This is a genomic window from Ligilactobacillus sp. 110_WCHN, assembly GCF_030518115.1.
GTDB classification, from domain to species: domain Bacteria; phylum Bacillota; class Bacilli; order Lactobacillales; family Lactobacillaceae; genus Ligilactobacillus; species Ligilactobacillus aviarius_C.
Genome location: NZ_JAULLI010000015.1, coordinates 41,762 through 47,947, shown reverse-complemented (window position 1 = coordinate 47,947; position 6,186 = coordinate 41,762). Strand labels below are relative to the sequence as shown.

At 35.7% G+C, this 6,186-nt stretch carries 6 protein-coding genes; 1 reads left to right on the top strand and 5 read right to left on the bottom strand.

Annotation, left to right across the window (positions count from 1 at the left end; translation table 11 throughout):
* The first annotated feature begins 198 nt into the window (after window positions 1-198).
* Window positions 199-1,611, top strand: a complete 1,413-nt coding sequence (locus Q3C15_RS06350) for a peptidoglycan endopeptidase (RefSeq protein WP_302704681.1) — start codon at window positions 199-201, stop codon at window positions 1,609-1,611.
* A 92-nt stretch (window positions 1,612-1,703) separates the two neighbouring features.
* On the opposite strand, the gene Q3C15_RS06345 is transcribed toward Q3C15_RS06350, so the two are convergent.
* The 5 genes from Q3C15_RS06345 to Q3C15_RS06325 all read right to left on the bottom strand — a co-directional run bounded on the left by Q3C15_RS06345 (window position 1,704) and on the right by Q3C15_RS06325 (window position 6,186).
* Window positions 1,704-1,964, bottom strand: coding sequence for a transposase (locus Q3C15_RS06345; RefSeq protein WP_302704680.1), 261 nt, complete (start codon window positions 1,962-1,964; stop codon window positions 1,704-1,706).
* Window positions 1,965-2,136: 172 nt separating this feature from the next.
* Entirely contained in the window at window positions 2,137-3,195 is a 1,059-nt protein-coding gene (locus Q3C15_RS06340; protein ID WP_302704679.1) for a hypothetical protein, read from the bottom strand.
* Window positions 3,195-4,292: a DUF4352 domain-containing protein gene (locus Q3C15_RS06335; protein WP_302704678.1), complete on the bottom strand. Its 1,098-nt coding sequence runs from the start codon at window positions 4,290-4,292 to the stop codon at window positions 3,195-3,197. Before Q3C15_RS06335 ends, Q3C15_RS06340 begins: the two co-directional genes overlap by 1 nt.
* 206 nt (window positions 4,293-4,498) lie before the next feature.
* Window positions 4,499-5,713 carry a DUF975 family protein gene (locus Q3C15_RS06330; protein WP_302704677.1) on the bottom strand — a complete coding sequence of 405 codons (1,215 nt, stop codon included), beginning with the start codon at window positions 5,711-5,713 and terminating at the stop codon, window positions 4,499-4,501.
* Complete coding sequence (locus tag Q3C15_RS06325) at window positions 5,713-6,186, bottom strand: hypothetical protein (RefSeq protein WP_302704676.1); 474 nt, start codon at window positions 6,184-6,186, stop codon at window positions 5,713-5,715. The genes Q3C15_RS06330 and Q3C15_RS06325 overlap by 1 nt, the downstream gene beginning before the upstream one ends.

The following is a 6,186-nucleotide window of genomic DNA, read 5'->3' as shown; positions in this document are numbered from 1 at the left end:
ATAGTAAAAAAACAAAGATGTAACAGAATTGTAAATTATTAAGAAAGCATTAACGTCCCAAACGCCTTTTAAATCAACATTTTTGGCACTTTATGTTTTTTTTTATTCGAGCAATAATTTGACACATTATATAAAGAACTTTAAAATATAATACGGGTGTATTTTTAAAGACTATATTAGTTATAGGAGTGAAAATTTTTGAAGAAAACAGCAAAGAAAATCGTTGCAGGAACGGTAGGTGCCGCTGGATTATTTTTAGCTTCAGCTGCAACTGCTGTCAATGCCGATTCTGTTCACCGCGTCGTTAAAAACGATACTGTGTGGGCCTTATCTCAAAAGTTCGGAGTTTCAATTAAATCAATTGAACAATTAAACCATATTGATCAAAACACCAATTTGATTTATGTTGGCCAAGATTTACAAATTCCAAATAAGGACGCACAAGCTCCAAAGAACAACACACATACATATACTGTTCAATCTGGAGATTCTCTTTGGGCAATCGCTCAAAAATTTAATACAAGTGTTGACCACTTAAAACAATTAAACGGTTTAACATCAAACTTGATCTATGTTGGTCAAACATTAAAAGTTGACGGTCAAGCTACTGCTCAACCAGCTAAGGCTGCAACGCCTGCTCCAGTTAAGACAGTTGCGCAACCAGTTCAACAGCAAGCACCAGTTGCAAAGGCTTCAGTTGCTTCATCAACTCAAAAAGCAGCTCCAGTTCAATCTGTAACAAGTTCAGTTACAACTTCAAAGGTTGCTCCTGCAGTTATAAGTTCATCAGCAACAAGCTCAAGCAGCTCTTCACAACAATCAGTTGCAAGCAGTTCAAGTTCACAATCTTCAGTTGCTTCATCTGTTAGCTCACAAAGCAGTTCAAAGCAAGCTGTTATTGCAGCTAACCACGTAACATACACGGTTAAGTCTGGAGATACACTCTATATTATTGCCCAAAAATATGGGGTATCAGTTGCCTCATTGCGTGAAGCTAATCCGAACTTAGGAAACTCATTAATCGTTGGTCAAAGCATTATTGTTAATAATCCAACTAAGAATCCTGCTGCAGCTGCTTCATCTTCATCACAACAAGCTCAAGCAAGCTCAAGTTCTCAACAACAGCCTTCACAAGTACGGACAAATAATAACCAAAGTAACCAACAAACTGCTCAGAACAACAATCAACAACAAAATAACAATAATAATCAAGCTGTAAAGGCCAGTTCACAAGCTCAACCAGCTTCAACAACGCGGACAGGCAGTGGAAGTAATGTTGTTTCATTTGCTGAATCTTTGGTTGGGGTTCCATATGTATACGGCGGAACAACTCCAAGCGGTTTTGACTGCTCAGGCTTTGTTCAATACGTATACAGCCACTTTGGCGTAAACTTACCACGGACAACAACGCAGCAAGAAAATTGCGGTACTCAAATTCCTGTAAGTCAGGCTCAACCTGGTGACTTATACTTCTGGGGACCAAAAGGCGCTACATACCACGTTGCCATCTGTGTTGGTAATGGTAAATACATCGCCGCTCCGGAACCAGGTCAAAGCGTTTCAATTGGAAGCACTCAATATTTCCAACCATCATTCGCTGTTCGGTTGTAGGATTAAAAAATAAGGTTCTCTATCAACACGTACTGGTAGAAACTTTTAGGCGACTTCGTCATATGGCGGAGCCGCTTTTTTAATTTCAATTTTCACATTATGAAAGCGAGTAAGATTCTTAAACGGAAATTATTAAGGTTACGGAACCCGTAAGCAGTTCTTTTGATGACTTTTATTTTATTATTAATACCTTCAAGTGCACTGTTTGCCAACCTTGTTTGAAGACTAATCCCGACTTCGTTGTAGTGTTTTTTCAATGTTTTGTGAGCGTTATGTTCCTCAAATGGAATTTTTTCATCAAAGCGAAGATATTTGTCTTTAATATTGAACAAAAATTTGATAGTATTGTTCATGTAGGTTTTATGTCCTTTCTATAAGGATTATTTTAAGCGGCTTGGCGGAGTCGCTTATTTTTTACCCTAATTTATCATTATTTGAACAAAAGAAAAAGGCACTGGTAGAGAAGTTTAATCTCCATCAGTACCAAAAAGTATACAACCTTCTTAAAATAGTCTCACTTTTATATTATATATTCACCTGTCCAGCTGTTGATTTATTCCAACTTCCTTGTTGATCTCCTTTAGGAATCATAAATGAACATTTATCATTCCATTCATTCGGATTTTCACTTCCAACGTCAAAATCAGCATCGTCCACTTCCCAATGACCCGATTTTTCTGAATAGACCATTGTTACGTCAACTGTTCCATCATTTGACCTAATACTTGTATCCTGATCGTTGTTAGCTTGATCCTGATCAAGGTTTAAAGTCTGCTTCCGGTCCACAAAAGCTGTAAACTTAACGGTCGGTTGGGCTCCATAAGATTGAATTTCAACCGACGAATTATCGAGTGTAACCTTGTCAAACTCATTACTATATGAGTTTGAAACTTCTTTCAAATCGTTATACGTATCGTTTAATAATTTGCTTTCACTTGAAGTTGCAAATGGTAAGTTGTTAAAGCTCATCGTTGGGATCACTCTGTTCCATGAAACTAGAAATGCTGAAAAGCTCTCAATCAATGTTTGATGAAGTCGATTACTTTTCTCAAAGGAAACTTCAGGACTCAATACAATATTTTGATTATCTTTAGTCAAATCAATCTTTTCGGATTTTTTTACTGTTCCATACGCTGAATTATTCATCTTCAACGTTAACTGGTACTTTCCTGGGAAAAGGTTAACATGGTTCATATTTTTTACAGGGATGGCTTGCTTTCCATTAGCCACTGTTACAGTCGTTCCCGAAACGTCATCTAATCCAGAAATCGAAATCACTCTTTTCTGAGGTTCCCAGAGCTTAGATCTAAACATTCCGTGGTTAACTAATTGACAATCATCAGTTAAAAAATGACGGATCTGTTTTCGCGAAGGATCTGTTTCCATAAAAGTTTGGTAGGCTGATTTATCAATCTTAGAATGATTACTGTACTCCGGTAAATATTTCTTTACAGTTTTTAAATCCTTTTTTTGAATCGCATTAACCAGCCGATCCATCGTTGCCGGAGTTGATTGATAATATCCCCAACCACAAATCCCCAAAATTCCAAGTATAACTACAACAATACTAAGTTTCTTTTTCATTAATCAATTAATCCTGCAAGGAATTGGTCTCTCATTGAATTGTAATCGCCCGAATCAGATCCAGAAGTTGCAACTTCCCACTTACCATTTTTCTTAGTTAAATGAAGTTGGTAACCAGAATTTTCATCAGTTGAAACTTGCGCCTTTGAAATCATATCAGGTAACTTATTAAGGACATACTGTGCAGCTTCTTTATCAACCTCATCTTCATTGATATTATCATCATCTTTATGACTATTCATAAAGTCTTTTTCAAAATCTGATGACAATTGATCAAAATTCATATCATCAATATTAACATTTTTTGCAACTACATCGATTGTAACCTTGTCTGGTTCAGCTTCGTATACTTTGTATGAAATGCTGTCCCGTTTAGCTGCATCATTGACATAGTCTTGGAAGATTTTATCTGCTTGTTGGTCCGTAACATTATTTTTGTCAACGCCATTACGTAATCCGTTAACAAAGTCATCATGATACTTCTTAGCATCGGCATTTACATTATTAGCCAAATCATTATGCTGTTGGTCCGTCTTATTGTTTAAAAAGACGGCTTCAATATATTGCTTAGCCGCTGTTTTAGCACTTTCACCCGGATCTTTGAAGCTACTTGCATTAACGTTCGTTGTTGATGATCCGAGCTTATTGTCATTTTGAGAGTTAACTGCATCTGGACTAAACTTTAATTGATACTTGTCCTTTTTATTAACTTTAAAGAAGACATACCCATTTGTCGAATCTCCCTTGTCTAACTTTTGATCATCAATTTCATTGATTCCATCAATCGATACTGACGCTGGAGAAATCGATTGTTTGCCTTTCATCAACTTAAAGTCATCATTCGAAAGATTCAATTCCTGGCCAGTTGTATTCCGAATATTAACTTTCAATGCTAAATATCCCTGACCACTTTTAGCAGGTTGATCTGCTTCTTGAACGTAACTTCCACTCAAGATCTTAATATCGGCTGTCTTTTTCGATCCGCAAGCCGCCAAAACCAATAATAAGCAACCAATTAATGCCGCTGTGATTAATTTTTTGCCTGCTCGCAATTTATGCTTTAAGCTTACGTTTTTGTGTTGATTATTTTTCATCATCACATTCTCCTTTATCCATTTTATTTTTTAATTATTTGCTTAATTCATAAGTAAATAATCATCAAAGGTATAATATCAATGTTTCTTAATAAAAGCAACTAAAATTCGACAAAAAATAATTTTCCTTATTATATTACAGCATAATATTCACTATTTTAATAAAAATACAGGCTTAAAGTTAACACTAAGCCCGTATCAAAAAATTATTAATTGTCTAATTTTGTCATTATGACCTTTCCATAATCATCATCTGATTTAAGCGAATAATCACCAATAATTTTCTTACCCTTATTTTCAACCTTCAAATTAGACATTGAAATTGATCCTTCTTTGCTTTTAAGCTTTAAGCGGTCACCTTCAACAGTGTAACGAATTCCTTTTCGATATGCTTGATGCATTTGGCGATCATAACTAATGGGATGCTCATTACTTTCTGCTGTAATTTTTTTCAAAACACTTTGGCCTAACCTACTATCATTTGCGGGAATCATAATATATGAGTCAATTTCATCATCCTCACTTGCATTGTCAGTATAAAATTTTACATAGTAATTCGAACTTATTCCCAGACCGTCTTCCATGCTAACCAAATACGTATTGTTTTGAATAGCCATTTTAACTCCTGGTGCGAAAGTGGCTAAACTAACTCCTAAGCCAATCAACATTACCACATAAACTGATGCAATCCAATTAGCACGTGTTAATGATCGGTTATTAATCCGAATATCTTCTTCGATGTCAGTACCATCAGGGAAAAATACGGTAGTTGGTTGAAGTGCTTGCTTTTGACTCAAATCTCGATAAAAAATCATCATTCCGACTTCCATATATGATCCAACCCAAAGCATTCCAATAAATAACGGCAACATTCCAAGAATTTGCCATCCTGAATAACTAAGTTGAAAAATAAAGAAATCTTCCTTATATCCATTCATCATTAATGAACTTTCCTTTAAGCACTGACGAGCAGTTATATCTTCATCATTATCATAGTGATCTTTCATGATAAACAATGCTTGCGAATATTCAAGTTGCTTAATCCAACCAGGAACAATGAAAATCATTTTCCAAAATTCTTCAAAAAAAGCTGAAGCGTATGCCACGCGGATTACTTTCCCTGCTAAACGATGATCACTAAAAACTTGCCAAATTTGTTTAAACCAATCATCAGCAAGTTTACCTTGACGAACCCAATCAAGAAATACATACTGTACACCAGCGCCAACCATGACAATAACCGGAATGAATAGAACAAAAAATAATGCCCCCATTCCAAAGTTTCCACTCATCAACAATCCGATTGAGCCGCCAAGCCAAACTCCAAATGATAACCAGGTAACTAGCACCATTGTGATTGCCTTTCCCCAGTTTCCTTTTAAAAGATCTTTACTTTGCTGTTTAATTAACGCACGTGACTTCATTATTGAACTGCCCCCTTCTTAACCATCATAAATTGTAAAAATTTATTAGGACTGTTTGTTTTAAACTGTCCACTTGGAACAAAAATGGCAATCCAAGGCATTGCAAACATTGAAAGTAAGGCCAGAATATCAATAATTGGAACAAAAAGTAAAATAATCTGGACAACCATAATCGCTAATGTTGCCCGAGCCTTAAATCCAATATCACGCATTCGACGAAAATAAGCCGCTAGATACATCATAAAATAAGCCAGCATAATAACGTCCATTCCAATCGCCGCAAACGTTACGTATTTTGAAGCTTCGATAAATACATCTAAAATTAAAATCAATGGAATCAACCAAAGGAATCCAATTGACAATCCCCAACCGAAGCCCCGGCGCGTTGTTACGCCTAAATAGTTAAAAATTCCTTTAAAGAAGTCAATTGTTGCTTCTTTAATTGTCACTTTTCCTTTTTCAAGAATGTGCAT

What these genes read in the sequence shown, in the direction of transcription:
- Q3C15_RS06325 (WP_302704676.1), bottom strand. Translation starts at nt 6,186, where the DNA reads ATGCACATTCTTGAAAAAGGAAAAGTGACAATTAAAGAAGCAACAATT.
- Q3C15_RS06330 (WP_302704677.1), bottom strand. Translation starts at nt 5,713, where the DNA reads ATGAAGTCACGTGCGTTAATTAAACAGCAAAGTAAAGATCTTTTAAAA.
- Q3C15_RS06340 (WP_302704679.1), bottom strand. Translation starts at nt 3,195, where the DNA reads ATGAAAAAGAAACTTAGTATTGTTGTAGTTATACTTGGAATTTTGGGG.
- Q3C15_RS06345 (WP_302704680.1), bottom strand. Translation starts at nt 1,964, where the DNA reads ATGAACAATACTATCAAATTTTTGTTCAATATTAAAGACAAATATCTT.
- Q3C15_RS06335 (WP_302704678.1), bottom strand. Translation starts at nt 4,292, where the DNA reads ATGATGAAAAATAATCAACACAAAAACGTAAGCTTAAAGCATAAATTG.